This window comes from Pseudonocardia acidicola, from assembly GCF_012911935.1.
GTDB lineage: Bacteria > Actinomycetota > Actinomycetes > Mycobacteriales > Pseudonocardiaceae > Pseudonocardia > Pseudonocardia acidicola.
Window position 1 is genome coordinate 46,617 of the sequence record NZ_JAAXLA010000020.1, and the last position, 22,678, is coordinate 69,294.

Consider the following 22,678-nt stretch of genomic DNA (forward strand, 5'->3'; position numbering starts at 1 on the left):
GGCTCAGCAGGAGGAGCCGAGGCTCAACGCTGCGCTCTCGCCGGCCACCCGGCCCATGGTGAGCGCGTTCGCCATGCCGTTGCCGCTGCCCATGTACCGCGTGCCGAGCACCCCGCCGGTGCACTCGCCGGCGGCGAACAGGCCGGGAATCTCCCCGCCGTGCGCGTCGAGGACGCGGCCGCGGCCGTCGATCCGCAGCCCGCAGCCCGTGAGGTTGACCGTCGCCGGACGCACCGCCGCGGCATAGAAGGGCGGGGTGCCGATCGGCATCAGGAACTTGCCGGACTTGCCGAAGTCACGGTCCTCGCCCGCCTCGACGTGGCCGTTGTAGCGCTCGATCTCGCCCACGAGAACGGCCGGGTCGACGCCGATGAGGTCCGCGAGGCCTTCGAGCGTGTCGCTGGTGGCGATCCGCTGCTTGCCCACCATCTCGTCGACGATGTCGGCGTTGTAGTTGCGCGAACGGAACGGCGGGTGGTTGGGCCACACCTGCTTGTAGGAGTCCCGGTAGCGCTCGGCGAGTTCCGGCGGGGGTCGCAGCGCCGCGTCGTCGAACACGACGAACCCGGCGTTGCCGTGCGCGCCGACGAGACCGTCGAGGATCCCGTAGGGCGCGGTCTCGTCCGCGAACCGGCGGCCGCTGGGGTCGAGGAGCACCGTCCAGCCGGGCAGGAAGGCCTCGTTGAGACGGCCGAACGCGGGCGTGAGCGTGCGCAGCCCCCGGTCTCGGCCGACGACCTGCGCACCGACCTGCTCGGCGAACCCCAGCGCGTCGCCCTGGGCCCCGTCCGAGCCGATGTACCAGGTGAAGCCCTCGTGCCAGGCCGCCGGGAAATGGCTCGCCAGCAGCTCCGGGTTCGCCCCGAATCCGCCCGAGGCGACCACGACCGCCCCTGCGGTGATCCGATCCTCCCCGACCTGTGCCCCGATGACGCGCCCGTCCTCCACGATCAGCCGGTCGACCCGGCGGCGCAGCGCGATGTCGATGCCGAGCTCGCGGCACCGGGAATGCAGGACGTCGATGACGGCCTGTCCGGCGCCGTCGACACAGTGCGAGCGGGGCTTGCGCTCGTCGCCGCCGAAGATCAGGCGGTCGAAGAAGCGGACACCGTGGTCGGCGAGCCAGTCGACGGTCTCCCCGCTGCGCCGGGTGAAGGTCGAGACGGGCCCGTGGTGGACGTCCCACTGGTTGAGCTGCATGTAGTCGTGCAGCAGGTCGTCCGGGTGGTCCTCGATCCCGGCGGCCTTCTGCAGCCGGCTGCCACTGCCCATGACGACCCCGCCGGAGAGCCGTGAGGAGCCGCCCACCACATCCTCGGCCTCGGCGACGAGGATCGCCCTCGCGCCGTTCTCGTAGGCCATCAGGGCCGCGCACAGGCCGGCCCCGCCGGACCCGATCACGACGACGTCGACGTCGGTATCGTCAGCCATCCCCTTGCTCCTCTCAGCACCGGCACTGTAGATCTATCGATAGTTTATTGATAGAGCTTAGGATCCGGTGCGGCAAGGAGGCCGGCTCGTGCCGATGCACACCACGGCTCGTGAACTCGGCCCGCATCACCTGCGGGTCGGCGCCGTGCTGCCCAGTGGCATCAACGCCCCCATGTTCCACAACGACGATCTGTGGCGGCTCTGCATGGACAGCGGATCCGCCACCCTGACCACCTGCGCCGTTCAGGCCTCGATTCATTACCGTGTCCGGTCACTTCCGCGATCGTGGCCGGTGGCCCGCACGTCAGAGAGGGCAGCGATGCCGACGTCAAATGCGCTCACCCACCCGGAACGCTCGCCGGACGACACCCTGCTGACCGCGCTACGGCGCACCGTGGGCGAGCAGGGCACGGGTTCTGCCCTGCGCTGGGGCTCGGAAGCCGACCGCCATGAGATGACCTGGGAGCAGTACGCCCGGCGCGCCGGGCGGGTCGCCGGCGGCCTGGCCGCGCTCGGGGTGGGACGCGGTGACCACGTCCTGCTCCTGCTGCGCAACCGGCCCGAGTTCTACCTGGCCGACGTCGCATGCCTGCTGCTCGGCGCGATCCCGGTGTCGGTCTACCTCTCCCCCGACGTCGACGCGCTCGCCCACGTGCTGCGGGACTGCTCCGCCGTCGCCTGCATCGCCGAGAACGAAGCCGACCTCGTCCGCGCCCGCGAGGCGCTCGCCCGGCCGGACACTCCGGCGGTTCGGCTGATCGGCGTCGACGACGACACCCGGCAGCCCCGCGTGATCGCCTTCGACACGCTCGACGGCCCGGGGGTGACACTCGACGACGCACGGGCGCGCCCGCACGACACCGCGACGATGCTCTACACGTCGGGAACGACCGGCAACCCGAAGGGCGTGCCGCTCACCCACGCCAACCTGACGTTCGCGGCCTGGACCCTCGGCGAGCGGATGGGCGTCTCGCTCGCCGGGCGCCGGCAGCTCTCCTACCTGCCGATGGCGCACATCGGGGAGCGGCTGGCCACGCACTACCTGCACATGACCCAGGGCAGCGTCGTGCACTGCTGCCCGGTCTTCACCGCGATGCCGGCGGTGCTGGCGGAGACCTCCCCGCACATGCTGTTCGGCGCGCCGCGGATGTGGGAGCGGCTCTACGAGGGCGTGCAGGCCCGCCTCGAGCGGGAACCCGCGCTGCGCGACAAGGCGGCCGATCCCGCCCTGCGCCCGGCCGAGCGGCGAGCGCTGCTCGCCGGGGTATTCGGCGAGTTCGGCCTCGCCGAGATCGAGGTGGCGATCGTCGGGTCCGCACCGCTCCCCCGGTACGTCCAGCAGTTCTGGCTCGACCACGACTTCCCGCTCGCCGACTGCTACGGCCAGACGGAGACCTGCGGAATGGGCGCCTGGAACCCGCACGAGATCGTGCTGGGCACCTGCGGCACGCCGTTCCCCGGCATGGAGATCGGGTTCACCGACGACCGGGAGATCCTCGTCCGCGGGCCCGCGGTGTTCGGCGGCTACTACGGGCGGCCGGACGCGACGGCCGCGGTGCTCGACGCGGAGGGCTGGTACCACACCGGTGACCTCGGCCTGCTCGACGAGGGCGGGAACCTCGTGCTCGGCGGCCGGATGAACGACGTCATCATCCCCACGTCGGGGCACAACGTGAGCCCCGGGGCGCTGGAGGAGCGGCTGAACCGCATCCCGCTCGTCGGGTACGCGATGGTCGTCGGGCATGGGCGGCCGCACCTGTCGGCCGTGTTGAGCCTCGACCCCGAGGCGGCCGCGGCCTGGGCCGCGGAGCACGGCAGGCCCGGTGCCGGGGTGGCGGAGATCGCGGCGCTGCCCGAGGTGCGCGCCGAGATCGACCGCGCGATCGACGAGATCAACGCCGCGCTGCCGGGTGCCGAACGGATCCGGGCGCACCTGGTCGTCGGCGAGCCCTGGCCGCTCGCCTCCGACCTGCTGACCGCTACGGGGAAGATGCGCCGCCAGGGCGTCGGCAGGCGCTATGCCGACCAGATCGACCAGATGTACGTGAAGGAGCAGACCCGATGACCGAGATCCTCTCCCCCGCCGCCCCGGACACCCTCCCCCAGGTCGTGCGCGACTTCCTGCAGGCCGTCGCCGGCCGCGACGCCAACGCGGTGGCCCGCTGCTTCACCCCGGACGCCCGCTACTTCCTCGCGATGCCGCACCCGGCGGTCGAGGGCCGGGAGAAACTGCAGGCCGTGTTCGAGCGGGTCCTGGGCGAGGCCGACCGGGTCCGCTGGGACATCGTGACCAGTTCCGTCGACGGGGACCTGGTCTTCCTCGAGCGCGTCGACCGGTTCTGGTTCGGCGAGAACGAGGCCCCCATCGAGTGCGTGGGCGTCCTCCGGCTCGCCGACGGGCTGATCGCCGAGATCCGCGACTACGCCGACCTGGGTGCCTGGAAGGAGCGCAAGGCGGCCGCGACCGGCGCTCCTTCCGAGGGCTGACCCGGTCTCAGCGGCGCGGGCCGGTGTAGGCGTCCTGCTGCCACTCCCGCTCGCGTTCGAGCCGGCGGGCGAGGTGCTCGCGCGCCGTCTTGTGGACGGGGTGGTCCTCGTCCGGCACCGCGTCGATCACGGCGGCCAGGGCGCGGCGCAGCCGCAGTGCATCCGCCTGCAGCTCAGGCAACGGCGGGTACACCGGCTCCGGCAGGGCCTCGACAGCAGCCCGGACGAGGTCGGTGACCTCGTCCGGGAGCTCCCGTTGCCCGGCCAGCAGCGCCCGCAACTCGGCGTTGTCCTCGGAGAGCGCGGCCTGCTCCGCCGCCGCGCGCACCCGGACCGACCTGAGCATCTGGGCGACGGTCCGGCAGAAGCTCGACGCGTAGTCGTCGCCCGCGCAGGCCGGCGCGATGGTCCCCTCCACGGCGTCGACGATCGCCCCCAGGATGTCGTCCGAGGTCGGGTGGATCACGCGATCGCCTCCGTCATCAGCTCGATCCCGAACAGCCGGGCCAGGCGCAGCTCGCTGCGGAAGCCCACCTCCACGGCGTTCCACACGAACCGCAGGTCGGGATGGTCCATCCGGCGCACCTGCGCGGCCGCGTGCTGCGTGTAGACGAACTGCAGGAGCCCGTAGCACTGCCGGTAGAAGTCGATCCGGTCCGTCGTGACGTCGGCCCCGCCGCAGGCGCGGTAGTGCTCCAGGGCCTCCGGCCAGCCCCAGACCCGGCGGCCGTCGCGGACGATCTCCGGCACCATCTCCTGGATCTGCGCGAAGTCGTAGGCCGGGTCCCCGATCGCGGCCAGCTCCCAGTCGCTCAGCGCCACGATCCGCCCGTCCCGCCAGACCTCCTCGCCGTGCCCGTTCGTGCCCTTGCACAGCCGCACCGGGACCTCGTCGCGGCGCGGGGCCAGGGCGCGCAGCCGCGCGACGGCCTCGGCCAGGACGGGGCTCGGCTCGGCGCCGAACTCGGCCAGCTGCCTGAGGCAGGTGCGGATCAGGTTCTCCGCGCAGTCCGCGGGTGACTCCGGCACCGGGAAGAGCTCGCCGAAGCCGAGGTCCGCCCAGTCCAGGGCGTGCACCTGGGCCAGCCTGGCCAGGTGCTCCTTCGACGCGGCGATCTTCACATCGTCGTGCGCCGGATCGTCGGAGGCGAGGAAGGGCAGCCGCCAGTCACCGTCCACCATGGTCCGGACGTAGGCCGGGCGGCCGTCGGGCTGCCAGGCGGAGTCGTCCTCGAACCACAGCGCGTCCGTGGTCGGCACCGGGGTGGGCCCGAGCAGCCGGTAGACCTCGTACTCCGTCCGCAGCGTGGTCGGGATGATGCTGCCGTCCCGGTGGTCGCGGCGCACCGCGAAGGTCCGGATCCCGCCGGCCGTCTCGGCGCGCACCTCCCAGGTCTGCCGGGAGACCCCGCGGGAGAGCCGCCGGACCGCCACGACCCGCGGTTCCCGCTCGCCGAGCTCCGACGCCCGGTGCCGGAACCAGCGGTCGACGAACCCGACATCGTCGAGCCGGTTCACGTCAGGCCGAGGGGCGCGAACGGCCCGTCGAGGAACAGCTCGGTGTGCCCCGCGCCGACCCACTGCCGGCCGTCCGGCGCGGTGGTGGTGATCCGGGACAGGTACTCCTTGCCGTGCAGGCCCTTGTACTCGGTGCCGTCGTACATCGTGTGGTCTAAGGGCTGCTCGGCGAAGTCGAACTCGTCCCACTCCAGCGACACGCCGGGCCCGTGGTAGGTGCGCATCGAGCCGCCGTCGCGCCAGCTGCCGGCCTGGTAGCCGATGGTCGCCGTGACCCACGGCGGTCCGACGGGCTCGACTTCCTGGGTCCATTTGCCCCCGTCGGCGGCGATCAGGTGCACCCGGCCGGCGCGCAGCCGGCGGGTCCCCGGCACCAGCTCCAGCTCGTGGGAGCCCGCGACGAGGTCGATCACCTCGCGGTCCCAGCCCACGTGCAGCCGGCCCTCGAACGGGGTGCCGAAGGTGTCGTTCATCATCGCCTGCGAGCCGTCGGACGCCTCGTGGATGCCGTAGAAGCCCGACAGCTCGCCCGCCCCGAAGAGCGTCCAGAAGCGCAGCGCCCGGCGGCGCCCGGCGGCCTGCTTCGGCGGGAGCCAGCGCGGGTCCGCAGCCAGCGGCGGGCGCTCGTGGTAGAGCCCCCACGAGTGGTCCCGGCTCGCGTACCAGGAGCCCGGCTCGACCTCGATCCGCTCACCGTCGATCGAGATCCAGCCGCGGGCCGTGCCCGCCTGCGCGTACCGGCTCTGGTCCGTGGTCGGCCGGCCCCGGTTCGTCGCCAGGTGGTGGGCCTCGAGGAAGGCGGGCGAGGACCCCAGCCAGTGCAGGTCCATCGCGAGCCCGGACTCGTTGTCGTCGAGCCGCAAGTGGATGTCGCGGTAGGGCTTGAGCACGCGCAGCGAGTACGGGCCCACGGTGGTGTCGCAGAGCTCACGCCAGGTCCGGCTGAAGCGCACCGTCCGCTGGATGCCGTCGCGCATCACGCCGACGTACCCGCCGACCACGTCGGTGTTCGGGTTGATCCGCAGGCCCTGATAGAGGAACGTGCGGGCATCGGCGGAGAAGACCCCGAAGAAGTAGCCGTCGTCGAAGCCCGGATCGGTGTTCGACAGCACCGACAGCGGCTGCGAGGTCTGGTGGACCGGGAGCTCGTCGTAGGGGCCCAGCACGTCGTTCGTGTCGTAGATGCCGCCGCTCATGCCACCGTCACCAGCCCCGCCGTCCCGTCCACCGTGAGGATCGTGCCGTCCGCGATCCGCTTCTGCGCGTGCTCGACGCCGACCACGCAGGGGATGCCGAGCTCCCGGCTGACGATCGCGGCGTGCGAGAGGGTGGCGCCGACGCTGACCACGACGGCCGCCGCCGACACGAACAGCGGCGTCCACCCCGGGTCCGTCATCCGCGCGACCAGGATCTCCCCGGGCTGCAGCTCCGCCGCGTCCTCCGGGTCGTGCACGATCCGCGCCGGCCCCGTGACGACGCCGGGGCACGCGGCCAGGCCCGCGAGGATGTCCCCGCTGCGCGCCACCTCGACCGCGGGCTCCTTCTTCTTCGGCCAGGTCGACACCGGCGGCGGGGTGCCGTCGACGATGAACGGGGGGTCGAGCTCGTCGAGCTGCTCGTACCAGGCGCGACGCTCGGCCACCGCGTCCCGGAACGACGCCGGGTCGGCCACCAGGGCCTCCAACTCGTCCCGGCGGACCATGCTGATGTCCTCGAGCCGGCTGAAGTGCCCCGCCGCGGCGTACCGGCGGCCGAGCTCCTGCACGGCCATCCGAGCCTCGTGCATCAGCCGGACCGCCGTGGTCTTGCTCCGCTCCCGGGTCAGCATGATCCGCGCGACGAGCGCGGCGGCCGTGTCGAAGGCGGCGAGCGCCTCGGGCGTGCCGGCCAGCCGCTCGCGGACCTGTGCCTCGAGCTCCTCCCGCTCCGCGCGCAGCTGCGCGGCCCGCAGACCGGGAGCCCGGTCGTCGGGCTGCAGGCGCATCCGGTCGACCATGCCCAGCGGCAGCTCGGGATGGGTCTCCCAGGTCTGCGGGCAGATCTCCCACTCGTCGGTGCCGCGGGAGCCGAACCGCCGTTGGAAGGTGGCGAACTCCTCCAGAAAGCGGTCCGCCTCGGGCGTGCCCAGCGAGCGGAGTCGCTCCGCGACGCCCTTCGCGCCGGCCGCGAACTCGGCGGTCAGGTCGGGCGATGCGGCGACGAGCCGCGAGAGGTCCCACAACGCGTAGGACGGCGCGGCGGAGTCGACGCCGCCGTAGCCGCTGATCAGCCGGACCTCGAGCGACGGGTCCTCGAGCGGCGCGAGCGCCTGGGTGAGCATCCCGGTGGCCACCGAGGACTCGTAGACCAGCGAGTAGTGCTTGCGCGCCACCGGCCGGTAGGGTCCGTCGAGCACGGTGGAGAAGCGCTCCAGCAGCTCCCGCTCGGAGGCCGACGCGAGGTCGGGGCGCTCCTCACGGACGCGGGCCGCGGCGGCCGCGTCGTCGTCGAAGCCGCTGACGCCCTCGCCGGAGAGCAGCCGGCCGATGCTCGCCATGATCCGCTCGGTGTACTTCGGGTCCGAGTCCTGGGGCCGCGGGTCGTAGGGCCGCACGACGTGGCGATTGCCGAAGTAGGTCCGGTCGATCAGGTCCGGGCTGGCGCCCGGCATGCGCACGCCGAAGATCCGCTGGATCGAGACGTTCAGGTACAGGTACCCGTGCACCAGGCCCTGGATCTCGATCCTGTCGGGGTCGAACTCGTCGAGGTCGAAGGCGCCGAACTCGACGAGCGCGCGTCGCCACTCATGCTCGCCGGGCAGCCCGCCGATACACGTCCACATCAGCGGGGTGGCCGGGTTCGGCGCGACCTCGGCCACATTGGACCGCGTGTAGATCGGGTACTGCTCGCTGAGCGGCGTGTCGACGACCCACGGCTTCGTGATGTCCACCATCGGAACTCCCTTGTTTCCGGAGCTCGGAAGCCTACTGATCGCGCGATCTATAGTCTAGATTTAGACAAATGACGGCGAGGTCCAGCGCCGCCGCGCCGGCGGCCGCACCCGGATCCGCCTCCGCGGCCGTCGTGCGCGCGGTGCGCAACGAGGTGGCCGCGCGCCGCCCGGCCGACGCGAACACTCCCCACGATCTGGGTCTGCTGCTCGAGGTGGCCGACGCCCTGCTGCACCGCGCCGCGCTCGACGACGAGGTGGCGGCCCGCCGGCACCGCGCCGCCGCTGCAGCCGGATCGTGGACCCCGGACGACGCACCCGGCCCGTACTGTCCACCCGGGAGCGTCACGATGCTACCGACGGCGGTGGCCGCGCTCGTCGCGGACGATCCCGACGGGGAGGACACCCGCCGGGCGGTCAACGAGGCCCGGCGCACCGAGCTGGGCGAGCTCCCCGACCGTGACCGGATCGAGCTCCCCGAGCCGCAGCAGTCGGGCACGGTCGACCCCGCAGCGATGGAGCGGTACCTGCGGGCACGCGGCGACTCCCGGGAGGTGACCGCCGTCCGCGTGCTCACCGGCGGCTTCTCGAAGGAGACGCTGCTGGTGCAGCTACGCGGAGCCGACGGCACCTCCGAGATCGTCGTCCGCAAGGTGGCCGCCGGCCGCGCCGCCGACACCCTGCCCGGCGAGTACGAGGTGGTGCGCTTCGCCGCCGACGGGGGCATCCCCGCCCCGCGTCCCCTCTGGATCGATCCCGCGGACAACCCGCTAGGGGGGCCGCTGTTCGCGACCGAGCGCTTGACCGGGAAGACCGTGGGGACCGTGACCGGCCCGACGTCGGGCGCGACCGCCGAGAGCGCCCGCGAGCTCGCCCGGCTGCTCGGTCACCTGCACTCCCTCGACGTCGCAGGGCTCGGCGGAACCCCGCGGCCCCCCATGGCCTCCCGTGACGACGTCCGGGCCGCACTCGACCAGCGAGAGGCGATCGTGGACGGCGCGGCGGAGGCGGTGCCGGTGACCCCCGGGATCGTGCTCCACCGGGCGTTGCTGACCTGGTTGCGCACCCACATCCCCGATCTGGGCAGGCCGCCGGTCCTCGTGCACGGTGACGTCGGATTCCACAACGTCCTCGTCTCGGACGGGGCCGTGACCGCGCTGCTGGACTGGGAGATGGCGCACCGGGGGCAACCCGCGGAGGACCTCGCCTACGTCCGGCCCAGCGTGCGGCAGCTACTCGACTGGCCGGAGTTCCTCGAGATCTACCTCGCCGCCGGGGGGCGCCCGGTCGACGAGGAGGAGCTGCGGTTCTTCACCGTGTGGCAGGACTTCTGGCGCGCCACCAGCTGCTTGCGCCTGCGCACCAAGTTCGTGCTCGACCCGAGCCGCCTCTCCGACGGGGTCTCCGGGCTCCTGCTCGGCACCCGCTTCCTCGACAACGCCCTGACCACCGCCTTCGGAGAGCGCTGAGGACCTCATGACCCACCGCCATCACGCCCTCGCCGCCGCCGACGAGGCCCTGCTTCACCAGACCCCGTGGCCGGTCCGCCACGCCGCCAGCTCCGACGTGCGGTTCTTCGACCGCTACTGGCTCTGCGCCGCCGATCCGGCGGGTTCGGCCGGCCTGATCGCCGGCGTCGCCTTCTACAAGAACACCGGCAGCTGCGACGGATACGTCGCGATCCAGGCCGGCGACCGCCAGCACAACGCCCGCTTCGCGCGCGCCCTCGACTCCGACGTGGAGCGCATGGGGGTCGGCGACCTGGATGTCCGGGTCGCCGAGCCCTTCGAGCGGATCGAGCTCGTCGTCCGGCCCGAGCACTCCCCGCTCGCCGCCGAGTTGACCTGGACCTCCGCGTCGGCGCCGCACCTCGAGGCCCACCACTTCGACGCGCCGGCGGGGCGGGTGCTGCAGGACATGACCCGCTACGACCAGGTGGGGCGGTGGAACGGGTGGATCGACCACGGCGGCGGGCGGATCGCGGTCGAGGACTGGTGGGGCGCGCGGGACCACTCCTGGGGCCTGCGCCCCGGCGTCGGCGGCTTCGAGCGGTCCCAGGGCGACCCCAGCACGCAGGCCCAGATGCCCACCGCGCCCCGTGCGGCGATGCTGCACCTGGTGCTGTTCGGCGAGGTCGACGGCCGATTCCTCGCCCTGCAGTACCGGGAGGACGCCGACGGCCACAGGCTGGCCACGGACGGCGAGCTCATCGAGCCGACCGGAGTGCGCATCCCGGTGATCGACGTCGAGGCCGAGGTGGACTTCGTCGCCGGCAGCCGGGCGTACTCCGAGGTCCGGCTCGCGGTCGGGCTCGCCGACGGCGGCGCGCTGAAGGTGACGGCCCGTCCCCGGCTGCACGCCTGGGCCTACTCCGGCACCGGCTACGACGGCGGGTACCTCGACCGGCGCGGCCTCGGCGCCTGGCGGGGCGAGGTCGCCGAGCACGACGTGTACACCTTCGTGCCGCCCGACGACGTGCAGCAGGACGGGGTGTCCGTCCCCCCGGGACACCGCGAGCAGCCGGTGACCCTGACGGTCGACGGCCGCCCCGGCATGGGCCACCTGCCTGTGATCACCCGAGGCGCGCTGCCCCGGCACGGGCTGGCCTGACCGGTCGGCGCGGGCGCTGGGCGCCCGCGCCGGATCCGGTGCCGCTCAGTGCACCGTGACGGTGCCCGCGGTCCCGTCGACGGTCAGCATCGTCCCGGTCCTGATCCGTTTCGTGGCGTGCTGCACGGCCAGCACGCACGGGATGCCCAGCTCCCGGCTGACGATCGCGGCGTGACTCAGCTGCGCGCCCACGTTCACGACGACCGCGGCGGCCGAGGTGAACAGCGGCGTCCACCCCGGGTCCGTCATCGGCGCGACCAGGATCTCCCCCGGCTCGAGCTCCGCCGCGTCCGCCGGATCCTCGATGATCCGGGCCGGACCGGTGGCCGCACCGGGGCAGGCCGCCAGGCCGGTCAGCACGTCACCCGGGCGAACCACGGTGACCGCCGGATCCTTCTTGCGCGGCCAGGTCGTGACGGGCGGGACCTCCCCGTTGATCAGGAAGGGCGGCTCGAGCTCGCTCAGCGCGTGGTACCACTCCCAGCGCTCCGCGATCACCGGCCGGAACGAGGCCGGGTCCGCGACCAAGGCGTCCAGCTCGTCCTCGCGGACCATCGTGACGTCCTCGGGGCGGTCGAAGTGCCCCGTCGCCACGTAGCGGTGGCCCAGCTCCCACATCGGCAGGCGCGCCTCGTGCAGGATCCGGATGACGTTGGTCTTGCTCTGCTCCCTCGCGGGCATGAACACCGAAACCGACCGCAGCGCCGCGTCGAACCGGCCGAGCTGTCCGGGCTCCTCGGCGAGCCGCTCGCGCACCGCCGCGGTGGTGCGCTCGCGCTCGGCGCGCAGACGTTCGGCCTGCTGCCGCGGCTCACGGTCGGCGGGCTGCAGGCGCATGCGGTCGATCAGCGCAAGCGGGATCGCGGGATGCGTCTCCCAGGTCGCCGGCGCCGCCTCCCACTCGTTGGTCGACCGTGACCCGTACTCGTAGAGGAACTCGTCGAACGCCGTGAGGAACCCGGCGTCGGAGCCCCTGCGCAGCCGCTCCAGCAGCCCGTCGGCCCCCTCGTCGAACGCCGCCGTCCACTCGGGCGACCCCGCCACCATCCGGCTGAGATTCCACAGCGCCTGGGTGGGGGCCGCCGATGCGATGTTGCCGAGGCCCCCGTACAGGCGCACCGCGATCGTCGGGTCGTTCAGCGGGGCCAGGGCCTCGTCGAACGCCCCGGTGACCAGCGAGGACTCGTAGACCATCTTCAGGTGGGTGCGCAGCTGCCCCGCGTAGGGGTCGGCCATGATCGCCCGCTGCCGCGCGACCAGCTCTGCTTCCGACAACGACGCCAGCTCGGGGCGCTCGGCCCGGAGCCGGGCGGCCACCCGCGTCCCCTCCTCGACGTCCGGCCGCGACTCGACGGCGAACACCTCGCCGACGGTCTTGAGGATGCGGTCGGTGAACTGCGGGGCGGCGTCGTCCGGGTGCGGGACGTACGGGGCCTCCTGCGAGGGAGCACCCAGGTACGTCCGGTCCATCAGCTCGGCGCTGGCCCCGGGCATCCGCACCCCGAAGACCCGCAGGTTCGACAGGTTCAGGTACACGTACCCGTGCACCATGCCCTGGATGTCGATGACGTCCCGGCGGAACTCGTCCTCGTCGAAAGCGCCGAACTCGGCCAGTGCCTTCTTCCACTCCCGCTCGGACGGCAGCCCGCCGATCATGCTCCAGAACAGCGGTGTGGCGACGTTGGGCGAGACCTCACCGACGTTCGCGCGCGTGTAGACGGGGAACCGGGTGCTGAGCGGCGAGTCCACCACCCAGGGACGAGAGATGTCGACCACGGGTCATTCCTCCTCTTTGAGAGGCATCACCGTGCTCTACTCATGCACTATCGAGCAATAGACTAAGCGGAGGATTCCACTGTGGCGTCCTCCTGCACCGCCACCCCGGCCGCCAGCAGGCCCTCGACGCCGCCGACACCCCAGCCCTCCAGGACCTCGCGGGTGTGCGCGCCACGGCGTGCGGGCGGGCGTTGGACCGCACCGGGTGTCCGGTCGAACCGGGGGGCGGGTGCGGGCTGCCGCACGCCCTCGATCTCGACGAACGTCCCGCGCGCGGCCAGGTGCGGATGCTCCGCGGCCTCCTTCAGCCCGAGCACCGGCGCCACGCAGGCATCGGTGCCGGCGAACACGGCCTCCCAGTGGTCGCGCGTGTGGGCGGCGAACGCCTCGGCGATCGCGGCGCGTAGCCGCGGCCACTCGTCCGCCCGGGGCCTGCGCACCAGGTCCTCGGGGAGCCCGAGGAGAGTGGCGAATTCGTTGTAGAAGCGGACTTCGAGCGGGCCGACCGACATCCAGCCGCCGTCCGAGGTCTCGTAGACGTCGTACCACGGGCGTCCGGTGTCCAGCAGGTTCACCCCTCGCTCGTCGCGCCACGAGCCGACCGCGAGCATCCCGTGCAGCATCGTGGTCAACGATGCCGCGCCGTCCACCACAGCGGCATCGACGACCTGCCCCGTCCCCGACCGGGCCGTTTCCCACAGGGCCGCCAGTACGCCGGCGACCAGGTAGAGGGATCCGCCGCCGAAGTCGCCGAGGAGGTTGACCGGGACGGCGGGGGCCTCGCCCTCGCGGCCGAGCGGGTGCAGGGCACCGGCAAGGGCGATGTAGTTCACGTCGTGCCCGGCCATTCCGGCCCACGGGCCCTCCTGGCCCCACCCCGTCATCCGTCCGTAGACGAGCCTCGGGTTACGGGCTCGGCATTCCTCGGGCCCCACACCGAGGCGTTCCATCACCCCGGGCCGGAAGCCCTCGATGAGCACGTCGGCGGACGCCGCGAGGTCCAGCAGCGCGGCCACTCCCTCGGGACGGCGGAGGTCCAGGACCACGGACCGGCGTCCGCGTTGGAGCACGTCGGCCACCGTCGTCCGGTCGTCGGCCGGTGGGCCCGGCCGGTCGATGCGGATGACGTCCGCCCCCATGTCCGCCAACAGCATCGCGGCGAACGGCCCGGGGCCGATCCCACCGATCTCCACCACTCGCAGTCCGCACAGCGGCCCCGATCCCTGGCCGCGCTGCGCGTCGTCGAGCTCCGCCATGTGCACTCCGCTCCCCAGAACATCTACGAAGCGATAGTAGATTATGCGATGATTCGGCGGCCAGAACGACTCGACGACGAGAGGTGCGATCGTGCCCCAGGCAGTGGTCACCGGAGCAGGACAGGGCATCGGGCGCGGCATCGCGCAGCGGCTCGCGCACGACGGCTTCACGGTCGTCGTCGCGGACCGGGACGAGGCGGCGGCTGAGAAGGTCGCGGCCGAGGTCGGCGGCACCGCCGCGGTGTGCGACGTGACCGACCCCGCCTCGGTGGGTGCGCTCGCCGAGCGGCTCGACGACCTGGACGTCCTGGTCAACAACGCCGGGATCTACCTCTTCGAACCGCTCGCCCGGGTGACCCCGGAGTCGTTCCGCAAGGTCATGGACGTGAACGTCCTGGGCTCGCTGCTGTGCATCCAGGCGCTCGCGGAGCCGCTGTCCCGCGGCGAGGGCGGCTCGGTGGTGAACATCGCCTCGATGTCGGCCACCCTCCCGGTACCCGGGACCGGGATGTACTCGCCCTCGAAGGCAGCCGTCCGGTCGCTCACGGAGCTGGCGGCGGTGGAGTACGCCCCGCTCCGGATCCGGGTCAACGCCGTGGCCCCCGGCCGGATCACCACCGAGGGCTCGGCCGCGCGGCAGAGCGACCCCGAGCGGGAGCGCCGCACCGCCGAACTACTGCCCGCGGGCAGGCTCGGTTACCCGGACGACATCGCCGCGGCGGTCTCCTTCTTCGCCCGCTCCGATTCGCGCTACGTCACAGGCCAGACCCTCCTCGTCGACGGCGGCCTGACGATCGGGACCATCCCGTACTTCCAGAAGGCGCAGGGCTGAGAACGGCGACCGGTCCGGTCGGCGAGGCCGACCGGACCGGGTGCTCCTCACCAGGAGGCGCTGGACTCCGGTGTGCCCTCCCGACGGGGGGCGGCAGGACACACCGGATGATCAGCGGGCGGTGAAGGTCAGCGGTAGCTTCCGGATCCCGCGCAGCATGAAGTTGGGCAGGTAGGCGAGGTCCTCGTCGGAGCCGTCGAGCGCGATGTCGTCCAGCCTCTCGAGGAGGGTCTGCACGCCCACGCGAGCCTCCAGCCGGGCGAGGCCGGCGCCGAGGCAGAAGTGCTCGCCACGGCCGAACGCCAGATGCGGCTGCGGGTCGGAGCGCCCGAGAGTGATCTGCTCGCTGTCCCGGAACTGCGACTCGTCGCGGTTGGCCGAGCCGTACGACAGCCACAGGATGCTGCCCTCCGGGATCTCGACCCCGCCGATCACGCTGTCCTCGGTGGCCCGCCGGAACATGCCCTGGACCGGCGACTCGACCCGCAGCACCTCCTCGACCAGCGGCTGCACCAGCGACAGGTCTTCGCGGACCTTCGCCATCAGGGCGGCGTCGGTCACCAGCCGATAGACGATCGAGGTGACCAGGTTGGTCGTGGTCTCGTTGCCCGCCACCAGGAACTGGACGAGCATCTGCAGGATCTCGTTGACCTGCAGCGGCTCCTCCCCGCCGATCCGGGCGGCCACCAGGTCGGACAGCAGGTCGTCGCGCGGTTCCGCACGGCGGGCCTCGACCTGCTCGGTGAAGAAGTCGTAGAACTGGTCGACCGAGTCGAACATGTCCGCCACCTCGTCCGAGGTGAGGCCGAAGTTCCCGGTGCCCGCGGTGAAGTTGTCCGACCAGCGCTTGAACGTGTCGTGCATGTCCTGCGGCACGCCGACGAGATCGGCGATCACCGTCATCGGCAGCCCGATCGAGAACTGGGAGACCAGCTCGACACGGCCGTCGGCAGCGAAGCGGTCGACCAGGCCACGCGCCACGCCCCGGATCTCCTCCTCCATGCCGTTGATGCGACGCGCGGTGAACCCCTTGTTGACGAGCTTGCGCTGCCGGACGTGGTTGGGCGGATCCGAGAAGAGCAGTACGGTCGCCTTGCTGATCTGCATCCGGCGCTCCGCCTGGGCGCGCAGCTTGGCGGGGGTGTCGGGGTTCTCGAGCAGCTGCGCGGCCAGCGGGGTCACCGAGCGGGGTCCGCTGGCGACCGAGGACGAGTACTTCTCCGGTGCGCGCAGCACCTCGGCGATGTCCTCGTACCGCGACACCACGAACGCCTGGACCCGGTCGGACCAGAAAACCGGGTTCTCCGCCCGCGTCTGCTGGTAGGCCCCGAACGGGCACCGCACGGCCCGGGGCTCGAGCGCGAACACCTCGTCGAAGGTCGACTCGGCCACTGTCATGGTCATCCTCCGTGACCGCGCACCGCGGCGCGGGTCGTCTCTCGGTCGTGCCTGAAGATGACGCCCGGGGCAGGGGCGGGTCCGCACCCCGGACGTCGCCGGCCCCTCAGCCGGTCGCGGAGACCGGTTCGAGGCGCGCCTGCTGCGCAGCGGCGACGATCTCCGCCGGCGTGCCCTCGTGGCCCGGGACCCGCTCCCGGGCCCAGGCGAGGAGCCTGGCCAGATCGGGGTTGTCCGCCTCACCGCAGGGCGCCATCGGCAGCCTGCCCTCGAAGACCTCCCCCGACGAGCCGTCGACGGTCACTTCCTTGCCGGCGAGCGCAGCCAGCTTGCCCGCGCCGACCCCGACGACGCAGGGTGTGCCGAGCTCGCGACTCACCACGGCGGCGTGTGAGGTGGAGCCGCCGATCTCCGTCACAATGGCGCTGGACACGATCATGCCCGCGACGTCGTCGGGATCCGTCGTCGGACGGGCGAGGACCACCTCGATCCCGTCGTCGGCGAGCTCCTCAGCCTCCTCGACGTCGAGGACCACCCGGCCGACCCCGACGCCCGGGCAGGCAGCCTCACCCTTGACGAGCAGCGTGGCGCCCGCCTTCGCCTCCGCGGCGACCCGCGGCTTGCAGACGGCGGCGACCTGGGCCGGCGTCACCCTGGCCAGCGCCTCGTCGGTGTCGACGACGCCGGCGTCGTGCAGCGCGACGGCCAGCTTGACGGCGGCGTCGGGTGACCGCTTGGCGGCGCGCGCCTGCAGCAGCCAGAGCTTGCCGGCCTCGACGGTGAACTCGATGTCCTGGACGTCCCGGCCGTGCTCCTCCAGGGCGCGGGCGGCCTCGAGGAGCTGGTCGTGCACGCTCGGCATGCCCTCGGCGAGGGAGGCCAGCGGGAGCGGGTCGAAGCGCCCCGACACAACGTCCTCGCCCTGTCCCCGCGGCAGCCACTCGCCGTACGGCTCGGGGTGGCCCGTCAGCGGGTCCCTGGAGAACAGCACGCCGGTGCCGGACCGGTCGTCGAGATTGCCGAAGACCATGGCCTGGACGGTCACGGCAGTGCCACCGTCGTCGGAGATCCCGTGGTGCCTGCGGTAGGAGACGGCGCGGGGCGACCGCCACGAGGCGAACACCGCTCCGATGGCGGCGAGCAACTGCTCCCACGGATCGGCCGGCGCCGCCATCCCGACGACCCGCTCGAACTGCTCGCGGAAGCGGCGATGCGTGTCCGCGGCGTAGGCGGAGTCCCCGGTGAGCCGCGCCAAGGCGTGCTCGACCTCGTCGTTCACGCCGAGGTTCAGGATCGTGTCCATCATCCCGGGCATGCTCCGCGCTGCTCCGGACCGCACCGAGACCAGCAGCGGGTTCTCGGTGCCACCGAGCTTGCGACTCGTGCGTGACTCGAGTTCGGCGACCGCCGCCCGGACACTGTCCACCGCATCATCATGGAGTCCGCCGTTCGCGGCGTACCGGGTGCACTCGTCCGTCGTGAGGACGAACGCCGGCGGGACCGGCAGCCCGAGGACGTGCATGCAGTTGAGGCTGTAGGCCTTGCCCCCCACGACCTCACGGTCGAGATCGGGGTGCTCGCCCGTCCACAGCAGCGACATCTGTGATTCCCTCCTTCACGCCCGTCCGGCTCAGACGGCCCGACCGGCGGCTGCCTCCTCGGCGCGGGTGCGCCCGAGCAGGCCGATGAGCTCCTCGTGGAACTCGAACCAGACCGTGTGATAGCTGTCGGCGATGGGGCGGGCGACGAACGAGTGCTCGCCGGCCTGCACCTTCTCGATCGCCGAGGCGAACCGGGTGCGGTAGGGCTCCAGTCGGGGCGCGATCTCGACGATCCGCCCCAGCAGCGGCTGGAAGCGCTCGTGCAGCGCCGCCAGGCGCTCGATGACCCCGGCGTCGTACGTGGCGTCGGTGTGGTCGTTCGGGGTGTCGCCGTCCTTGAGCTGCCAGGCCGTGACCACCGCCTTGAGGTCGGAGTTGACCTCGTCGAAGTCCTCGTAGGCCGGCTCGAGCGCCCCCTGGTCGACCGCGACCCGCTCCGCGTCGAGCAACTCCGCGAGCCTCTCCTTGCCCGCCGCAGTGATACGGAACGACGCCTTCGCCTGGGAGGCCAGATCCCGGGCCGTCAGCCCCTGCAAGGCGGCCTCGGCCTCGGCCTCGCTCACACCCGTCGCGGCCGCCGCCGCCTCCGGCGCCACACGCCCCTTGAGTCGCAACGCCTGCAGTAGGCTCAGCTCGGCCAGCTCGGACACGCGACCCTCCATTGATGCTCCATCGCACAATTGTCGTGAACTAGAGTAGTAGGTCGGTCACGCGGTGTCCACGGGGTCTCCCGGCACGGCGCGACCACGGTCAATCCCCCGGGAACGGGCGCACCTCGAGGTGCCGGATGCTGACCCCGGGAGGCAGCGCCAGCACCGCGGCGACCTGCGCGGCGACCGCGGTCGGCCGCAGCCCCAGCGAGGCCTTCTGGGCCATCACGCGCTGCCGCAGTTCGGGGTCGGCGATACCGGGCCCGTGCCCCTCCGTGTCGGTCGTCCCCGGGCTCACCATCGAGACCCGCACGAGGTCGCCGGCGAGCTCCAGCCGCAGGCCCTCCGTGATGTGGCGCGCCGCGGCCTTGGAGCCCATGTACACCGCGAACTCGGGCCTCGTCACCCGGTCCGCGCCGGCCGACGTCACGGTCATCAGGTCCGCCGGACCCTGCCGTGCCGCCTTGCGCAGGAAGGGTATGGCGGCCGAGGAGGCGTGCAGCACGCCCAGGACGTTGGCCCCGACGACGGCGGACCAGTCGTCGACCCGGCCCTCCGAGACCCGGCTGTGCAACATCGCGCCGGCGTTGTTCACGAGGCCGTCGAGGCCGTCGAGCTCCTCGGCCAGCCCCTCCACGGCGCTACGGACGGCGCCGTGATCGGCGACGTCGGCCGCTCTGGGTACCGCCCCGGTGGCGTCGGCCACGGCTGCCAGGCGTTCGGCGTTGCGGCCGATGATGCCGACGCGGGCCCCGCGCGCCCGTAGCTCGGCTGCCACTGCCGCACCGATTCCGGAGGACCCCCCGGTCACCGCGATACGGCGGCCTGCCAGGTCCCCGCTCACTGCGCCTCCCCCGCGAACAGATCGTAGGACGGGTCGGCGGCGTCCCGGGCCGCCCGCAGAACGGGGGCACCCGGCCCGACCCGGAAGTGCCGGGAGAGGTCCCGCGGCGTGACGGGCCGGGCCGCGGACAGCGTCGACACGTAGCGCCGCCGGGTGATACGCGGATCCCGTCCGAGAGTCCACTCGTCGAGATACCGGCCGTGGCTGACGAGGTCCACGACCTCGCCGCCATCGTCGATCCGCAGGGTCACGACGACGTAGGCCTCGCTCCCGAGTGATCCGTCCGGACGCCGGTCGACGATCACATTGGTGACGTCGTGGCTGTGGGCGATCATCGCGGCGTGGACCGGCCACAGCCAGTCGACGAACCCCGCGGGCTCGCCCCGGTACACCCCGCCGTACACCAGCTCGGCGTCCGGCGTGAAGCACGAGCGCGTCAGGCCGGCGTCCATCCGGTCGACCCCGCGGCAGTAACGATGCAGCACCTGCACCACCGCCTGGTACTCCTCCGGAGAGACCGCGTGGTCCCCAGAACCCGAGCGATCCGGGCCGGCACCCTCCACGAACGTCATGCTCTCGACACCCCTGACGACGTCGTCCGATCGGAGCGCGTCCCCGTCGGGACCGCGTCCTCGACAGGGTGTCGAGGCGAAACCCGAGTTGTCAACTATTTGTCACACGACCTCATCCGCACCGCGCCGGACCACTGAGATGCCGCGCAACTCGCCAGCCCGCTTCGCTGCCGGTCTCCCGTCATCGTCGGGATCTAGACTGTCCATGACGCGGCTTCCGTCGTGTCACCACAGGAACCACGGGAGTCGTGATGCCACCCCGCCAGAAGGCGAGCCAGGGCCGTGCGCAGACCAGCTCGCCCACCGATCCGGTCGACTGGGCACGTCACTTCTGGCGCCGGCACGGGCTCGGCGACCACGAGGACGCGTTCATCGCGATGAGCTCCGTCCTGCGGTTCCACCGGATCATGGTCGACGCGGTCGAGGCCGCGCTCCGGCCGCACAAACTCAACCTGACCGACTACATGCTGCTCATGACCCTGCAGCTCAGCGAGACCGGCACCCGGCTGATCAGCCAGCTCGCCCGCAGCCTCATCGTGCACGCGACCACCGCCACCCTGGCCACCGACCGCCTGGAGAACCGCGGCCTGATCGAGCGCAGCCCTCACCCCACCGACCGCCGCGCCACCCTCGTGTCGATCACCAGCGCCGGGCGGGCCCTGATCGGCGAGGCGACCGACTCGCTGCGCGAATGCGACTTCGGCTTCTCCGGCAGCACCGTCGACGAGCAGCAGGACCTGGTCGACGTGCTCGCCAAGCTCCGGCTCGCGGCCGGCGACACCGACACCCCCGCCAAGGTGGGCCGCGGTCGCTAGGCCCGGCGGGCGATCTCCCTCGTGTAGAGCTTGCCGTTCTCGCCCCCTGGCAGCTCCGTCACGAACCCGAGGGTGCCGGGGCCTGCGGGCCCGGCAGCACCGCCCTGACGTGGACGAGCAGCTCCGCCGCCAGGCCGGGTCCCGGTTCGACGCCCGCGGTCGGCACCACGAGGCATGGACCCGCCGACCCAGATCGGGTCGTCGACCCCGATGACGGCCCCGTCCGCGACGCCCGCGTGCCCGGCAAGCCGGTCTTCAGCCGGATCGACCGGTCGTCCAGCTCCGCGCAGGACGGCTCCCGGCCCGACGGGGACCACGACCATCGCCGGCCGGTCGCGCCACGTCGCCGCGGAAGCTGCGGGGTGCCCGGTGGCTAGCTACTTCGCCCTGAAGAAGGCCGATCGCTCTGATTCAGGACGAGGCGGGGTGGCCGCCGGAGGATGTCGGTCTCTGTTCAGGGGTCGATCATGCGGCGATGACCGAGATCTTGACCAGGTTGTGGGCCAGGACCCCGTGTCCGGTCCAGACCCGGGCCCCTTCGAGGTCATCCAGGCGGGTGCGGTCCCACCCGTAGCCTCGTTTGCGGGTGCTGATCCGGGCCTCGCTGCCGGTTCGCCATTTGACCGTTCTGCGGAACGCGCGGCGGTGTTCGTGGGCTTGGCGGGCCTTGCCGGGTCTGCCTTTGCGGAGGATGACCACGGTGCGCACCCCGAGGTCGTGCAGGTCGTTCTCGACTCGGGCTTCGCCGTAGCCACGGTCGGCGGTGACCGTGCGCGGACGCCGCCCGGTGCGGGCGATGACCCGGCCGATCGCGGGCACCAGCTGCGGCGGGTCGGCGGGGTTGCCGAGCTCGACGGTGTGGTCGAGCACGATCCCGTCGTCGTTGTCGACGACCTGGGCTTTGTAGCCGAACTCGACCGGCTTCCCGAGCCGGCCCTTGGCGATCGGGCGGGCGTCGGCGTCGTGCAGGCTGACCCGCCGGGCCGCCCCCTCTGGGGTGGTGCCGGACAGGCGTTGGCGGGTCTGGTCGGCGATCCGCCGCGTCGCGGCCAGCAGGCCGGTCAGGTCGTTCACCGCCCGCCGCAGCCGGCCGCGGCGGCGCCCACCGGCCGCATCATGGAGCCCCGCCGCGGCGAGCTCGGCGGCTTTGGCCTGGGCTCGGCGCAGCGCTCGGCGGGCGTTGACCAGCAACAGTTCGGCGTCGGCGGCGGCGCGCTCGGCCAGCCCGGCCAGCTCACCAGTGATCCGGCGGACCACAGCCTGGGCCTCGTCGCGGGTCTGCGCGCCGCGCAGCCGTAGCTTCGCCCCGATCTCCCGGGCCCGCCGCCCGGCGGCGCGGCTACGGTCGCGGACCCCTGGTCCGGTGGCGCCGCCCGCGGCCTGCACCCGGCGCCCGGCCGCGGCGATTCGGCGCACCGCCTTGGCCAGCAGCCCAGAGTCGGTCGGGTAGGCCACGTCGGCCGGGACCACGGTGGTGTCCGCGCGCAGCCGCGAGGTGCGCAGCAGTTTCGCCTCGGCGGCCTTGGCCGGCAGCGCGTCGTTGCAGCCATCCACCGCGGCGGCCCCGCAGCGGGTGGTCAGTTTCATCAGCGTGGTCGGGTGCGGCACCCGCCCGTCCAGCGGGATCCGGCAGCACCGCCGCCAGGTGATCGAATTGGCGACCTCGCGGCACAGGGACTCGTAGCCGAGCCGGTAGCGGAACTTGAGGAACATCAGCCGCAGGTAGACCTCCATCGGCGTGGACGGCCGACCCAGCCGCGGATCGAACAACGGTACGAACGGGGCGAAGAACGCCGGGTCGTCCAGCAGCGCGTCGACCCGGGCCAGCTCCTCGGGCAGCCGCAGCACCTCCGCGGGCAGCACCGCCTCCCACAGACTCACCTCGAGTGCCCGCGTCCGCAGCATCACACCCCGTTTCCCCAGCTCACCGCCCTACGAGACCGATTCTCCCGTCCGTTC

General features: G+C 72.5%; 19 protein-coding genes. 6 read left to right on the forward strand and 13 right to left on the reverse strand.

Features of this window, described 5'->3' with window-relative positions:
- Window positions 1-3 precede the first annotated feature (3 nt).
- Window positions 4-1,431, reverse strand: a complete 1,428-nt coding sequence (locus tag HF526_RS13085) for an FAD-dependent oxidoreductase (protein ID WP_169381678.1) — start codon at window positions 1,429-1,431, stop codon at window positions 4-6.
- A 319-nt stretch (window positions 1,432-1,750) separates the two neighbouring features.
- Here HF526_RS13085 and HF526_RS13090 point away from each other — a divergent pair, with 319 nt between their 5' ends.
- Window positions 1,751-3,496, forward strand: a complete 1,746-nt coding sequence (locus HF526_RS13090) for an AMP-dependent synthetase/ligase (protein WP_169381679.1) — start codon at window positions 1,751-1,753, stop codon at window positions 3,494-3,496.
- Window positions 3,493-3,918 carry a nuclear transport factor 2 family protein gene (locus HF526_RS13095; RefSeq protein ID WP_169381680.1) on the forward strand — a complete coding sequence of 142 codons (426 nt, stop codon included), beginning with the start codon at window positions 3,493-3,495 and terminating at the stop codon, window positions 3,916-3,918. The genes HF526_RS13090 and HF526_RS13095 overlap by 4 nt, the downstream gene beginning before the upstream one ends.
- Before the next feature lie 7 nt (window positions 3,919-3,925).
- Here the strand turns inward: HF526_RS13095 and HF526_RS13100 are convergent, their stop codons facing one another.
- Genes HF526_RS13100 through HF526_RS13115 form a run of 4 tightly spaced genes read right to left on the reverse strand, consistent with a single transcriptional unit; the run spans window position 3,926 to window position 8,368 of the window.
- Entirely contained in the window at window positions 3,926-4,384 is a 459-nt protein-coding gene (locus tag HF526_RS13100; protein WP_169381681.1) for a hypothetical protein, read from the reverse strand.
- Complete coding sequence (locus HF526_RS13105; RefSeq protein ID WP_169381682.1) at window positions 4,381-5,436, reverse strand: phosphotransferase family protein; 1,056 nt, start codon at window positions 5,434-5,436, stop codon at window positions 4,381-4,383. The genes HF526_RS13100 and HF526_RS13105 overlap by 4 nt, the downstream gene beginning before the upstream one ends.
- Window positions 5,433-6,632, reverse strand: a complete 1,200-nt coding sequence (locus tag HF526_RS13110; RefSeq protein ID WP_211177144.1) for an Rv3169 family protein — start codon at window positions 6,630-6,632, stop codon at window positions 5,433-5,435. The genes HF526_RS13105 and HF526_RS13110 overlap by 4 nt, the downstream gene beginning before the upstream one ends.
- The gene (locus HF526_RS13115; RefSeq protein WP_169381683.1) at window positions 6,629-8,368 is read right to left on the reverse strand and encodes a PEP-utilizing enzyme; all 1,740 of its coding nucleotides are present in this window, start codon (window positions 8,366-8,368) and stop codon (window positions 6,629-6,631) included. Before HF526_RS13115 ends, HF526_RS13110 begins: the two co-directional genes overlap by 4 nt.
- Before the next feature lie 68 nt (window positions 8,369-8,436).
- Here HF526_RS13115 and HF526_RS13120 point away from each other — a divergent pair, with 68 nt between their 5' ends.
- Both HF526_RS13120 and HF526_RS13125 read left to right on the forward strand, forming a co-directional pair.
- Window positions 8,437-9,834, forward strand: coding sequence for a phosphotransferase family protein (locus tag HF526_RS13120; protein ID WP_169381684.1), 1,398 nt, complete (start codon window positions 8,437-8,439; stop codon window positions 9,832-9,834).
- A 7-nt stretch (window positions 9,835-9,841) separates the two neighbouring features.
- A complete protein-coding gene (locus HF526_RS13125) occupies window positions 9,842-10,975 on the forward strand; it encodes an Rv3169 family protein (protein WP_169381685.1) in 1,134 nt (377 codons plus the stop codon).
- 45 nt (window positions 10,976-11,020) lie between these two features.
- Here the strand turns inward: HF526_RS13125 and HF526_RS36910 are convergent, their stop codons facing one another.
- On the reverse strand, window positions 11,021-12,751 hold the full coding sequence (locus tag HF526_RS36910) for a PEP-utilizing enzyme (protein WP_169381686.1): 1,731 nt from the start codon (window positions 12,749-12,751) through the stop codon (window positions 11,021-11,023).
- 62 nt (window positions 12,752-12,813) lie between these two features.
- Window positions 12,814-14,007, reverse strand: coding sequence for a CaiB/BaiF CoA transferase family protein (locus HF526_RS13135; protein WP_169381687.1), 1,194 nt, complete (start codon window positions 14,005-14,007; stop codon window positions 12,814-12,816).
- A gap of 91 nt (window positions 14,008-14,098) precedes the next feature.
- On the opposite strand from HF526_RS13135, the gene HF526_RS13140 reads away from it, so the two are divergent.
- Window positions 14,099-14,839 (forward strand): glucose 1-dehydrogenase, encoded by a 741-nt coding sequence (locus tag HF526_RS13140; protein WP_169381688.1) that lies wholly within the window; start codon window positions 14,099-14,101, stop codon window positions 14,837-14,839.
- Between the two features lie 111 nt (window positions 14,840-14,950).
- Here HF526_RS13140 and HF526_RS13145 read toward each other — a convergent pair whose 3' ends face one another.
- The 5 genes from HF526_RS13145 to HF526_RS13165 form a co-directional block, all read right to left on the reverse strand.
- Window positions 14,951-16,237, reverse strand: a complete 1,287-nt coding sequence (locus HF526_RS13145; protein WP_169381689.1) for a cytochrome P450 — start codon at window positions 16,235-16,237, stop codon at window positions 14,951-14,953.
- A gap of 106 nt (window positions 16,238-16,343) precedes the next feature.
- Window positions 16,344-17,837, reverse strand: coding sequence for a pyruvate, phosphate dikinase (locus HF526_RS13150; RefSeq protein WP_169381690.1), 1,494 nt, complete (start codon window positions 17,835-17,837; stop codon window positions 16,344-16,346).
- 30 nt (window positions 17,838-17,867) lie between these two features.
- Window positions 17,868-18,488: a hypothetical protein gene (locus HF526_RS13155; protein ID WP_338051451.1), complete on the reverse strand. Its 621-nt coding sequence runs from the start codon at window positions 18,486-18,488 to the stop codon at window positions 17,868-17,870.
- Between the two features lie 100 nt (window positions 18,489-18,588).
- A complete protein-coding gene (locus HF526_RS13160) occupies window positions 18,589-19,332 on the reverse strand; it encodes an SDR family NAD(P)-dependent oxidoreductase (RefSeq protein ID WP_169381692.1) in 744 nt (247 codons plus the stop codon).
- Entirely contained in the window at window positions 19,329-19,904 is a 576-nt protein-coding gene (locus HF526_RS13165; RefSeq protein WP_169381693.1) for a nuclear transport factor 2 family protein, read from the reverse strand. The genes HF526_RS13160 and HF526_RS13165 overlap by 4 nt, the downstream gene beginning before the upstream one ends.
- A gap of 251 nt (window positions 19,905-20,155) precedes the next feature.
- Between HF526_RS13165 and HF526_RS13170 the strand changes: the two genes are divergently transcribed.
- Window positions 20,156-20,719 (forward strand): MarR family winged helix-turn-helix transcriptional regulator, encoded by a 564-nt coding sequence (locus HF526_RS13170; RefSeq protein ID WP_169381694.1) that lies wholly within the window; start codon window positions 20,156-20,158, stop codon window positions 20,717-20,719.
- 465 nt (window positions 20,720-21,184) lie between these two features.
- On the opposite strand, the gene HF526_RS13175 is transcribed toward HF526_RS13170, so the two are convergent.
- Window positions 21,185-22,624, reverse strand: coding sequence for an ISNCY family transposase (locus HF526_RS13175; protein ID WP_169381730.1), 1,440 nt, complete (start codon window positions 22,622-22,624; stop codon window positions 21,185-21,187).
- Window positions 22,625-22,678 lie beyond the last annotated feature (54 nt).